The following is a 1,678-nucleotide window of genomic DNA, read 5'->3' on the forward strand; positions in this document are numbered from 1 at the left end:
GAATTGCCTAAAGAAGGACGCTTTATCAGTTCTGAATTCCCAATCTTGCGGGAAAACTTGACCAAAATTGATCAAGCGATAATGGAAGTTGAGGACAAGGTAGACCAAAAAGCGCCTTTACAACACACGCATACAATAAGTGATGTCGCAGATCTTGAAGCAGCCTTGAAGGGCAAAATGGCAGCGGATAAAACCTTCTCATTTGCTGATTTAAGTGATATCGAGGGGGCAAAAGATGCCGCCAATAATTATGTTCTCTATAAATCAAGCAATAATAACTTCACCTTTGGCAGTGCTGTATCTTTGCTTGGTTCTCATCAACATAAAACCGAAGATATTGTGGGACTTGATGATTTTAGAGCTAAGATCAACGAAGATCTCACAAGCTATGGTCGCCTCACAAGCCCAAATGAATGGCAAAGTTATAATAAATTTACCAGCAAAGTCACTATGAGTGGTGGCTTAGAACTGTTGGGAAACACATCATTGAATATTACCCATAATAACAAAATGATCACTAACTTAAGTACAAGCGGAAGCTCACTTAAAGGACCTTTGAGAGTCGATGGAGAACTTGTTTATACGAAATCAGAAATAGATATTCTCAAGCAGGAAATTAAAAACATCAAAAAAGATTTGATTAATAAACTCATTATTGCCGATGCTGAATTGCTTTATACGCAAGATGGGAAAATTGAATGGCCCAACTGGGTCACGGATAAAACCAAAGTCGAAATTACAGCCTGGGGTGGCGGCGGTAGTGGTGGTTGCTCTTGGTCTTATTGCTTAGGCGGCGGTGGAGGAGGTGGAGGTTGTTCCGTGTGGTACGGCTATAAAGCCAGTTTAAACGGGCATGAGGATATCATCATTGGTAAAGGAGGAACTTCTGTTGCAAAGCATGGTGCGACAGGAAATTCTGGAGGCACAACAACCGTTGGCAAAAATTTTATGACAGCTACAGGAGGAAAAGGTGGTGGAGGTGCTTATTATTCCAGCCCATCATCCCGTTACTCAGGTTCTGGTGGTACTGGAGGAGTTGGCGGGAACTTTGGTTGGGCAACAGATGGTCTCTTAGGACTTGCCAAAGGCGGAAATGGTTATGCTGGAACGAAAGGAATTGATGCAGAAATGAGTGGTAACGGAGGTGATGCTGGGGGCGATACATCAAGGGGTGGCGCTGGAGGAACGGGAGATGGTTACCATACTTCAGGAAAAGCAGGGCGTGGTTTTGGGGGTGGAGGTGCTGGTGCTAACGGGGATGGGCATTACAGCGGTGCTGGTGCTGATGGCGCTGTCCTCATAAGATTGTGGAAAGATTAAATACATAATCAAAGAGAGCACAATTCAAATGGTGCTTATTGTATAAGCGAGCTTATATGATTTTCTTTCTTTAAAGCCCCCTTTGAAGATCTTTCAAAGCCCTTTAAAGAGCTTTTTGACTGACAGTGTCAGTCTTATGGAGCATGGTGATGCTTGTTACAGTCTCTTCATTGATTTGGAGAGCAAAATGACAATAGAATTTAATCATGGGATACGCATTGTAGAGGCTGGTGAGGATTCCCGTCCCTTAGCAACATTTGATCAGACCACCATTGGGGCGGTTGTTACAGCCCCTGATGCTGACAACCAAGTTTTTCCCCTCAACGAGCCTGTCCTTATTTTTAGCCATGAGGGTGAG

At 43.6% G+C, this 1,678-nt stretch carries 1 protein-coding gene and 1 pseudogene; both read left to right on the plus strand.

What is annotated here, in order from left to right:
* The coding region (locus ACFIKE_RS10190) for a Bgr_08870 family protein (protein WP_375649734.1) at positions 1–1,320 on the plus strand (1,320 nt) is incomplete at its 5' end.
* Positions 1,321–1,507: 187 nt separating this feature from the next.
* Positions 1,508–1,678: pseudogene (locus tag ACFIKE_RS10195) on the plus strand (phage tail protein); the annotation flags it as partial.

This window comes from Bartonella sp. MU70NMGDW (genome assembly GCF_042194085.1).
Taxonomy (GTDB): Bacteria; Pseudomonadota; Alphaproteobacteria; order Rhizobiales; family Rhizobiaceae; genus Bartonella; species Bartonella grahamii.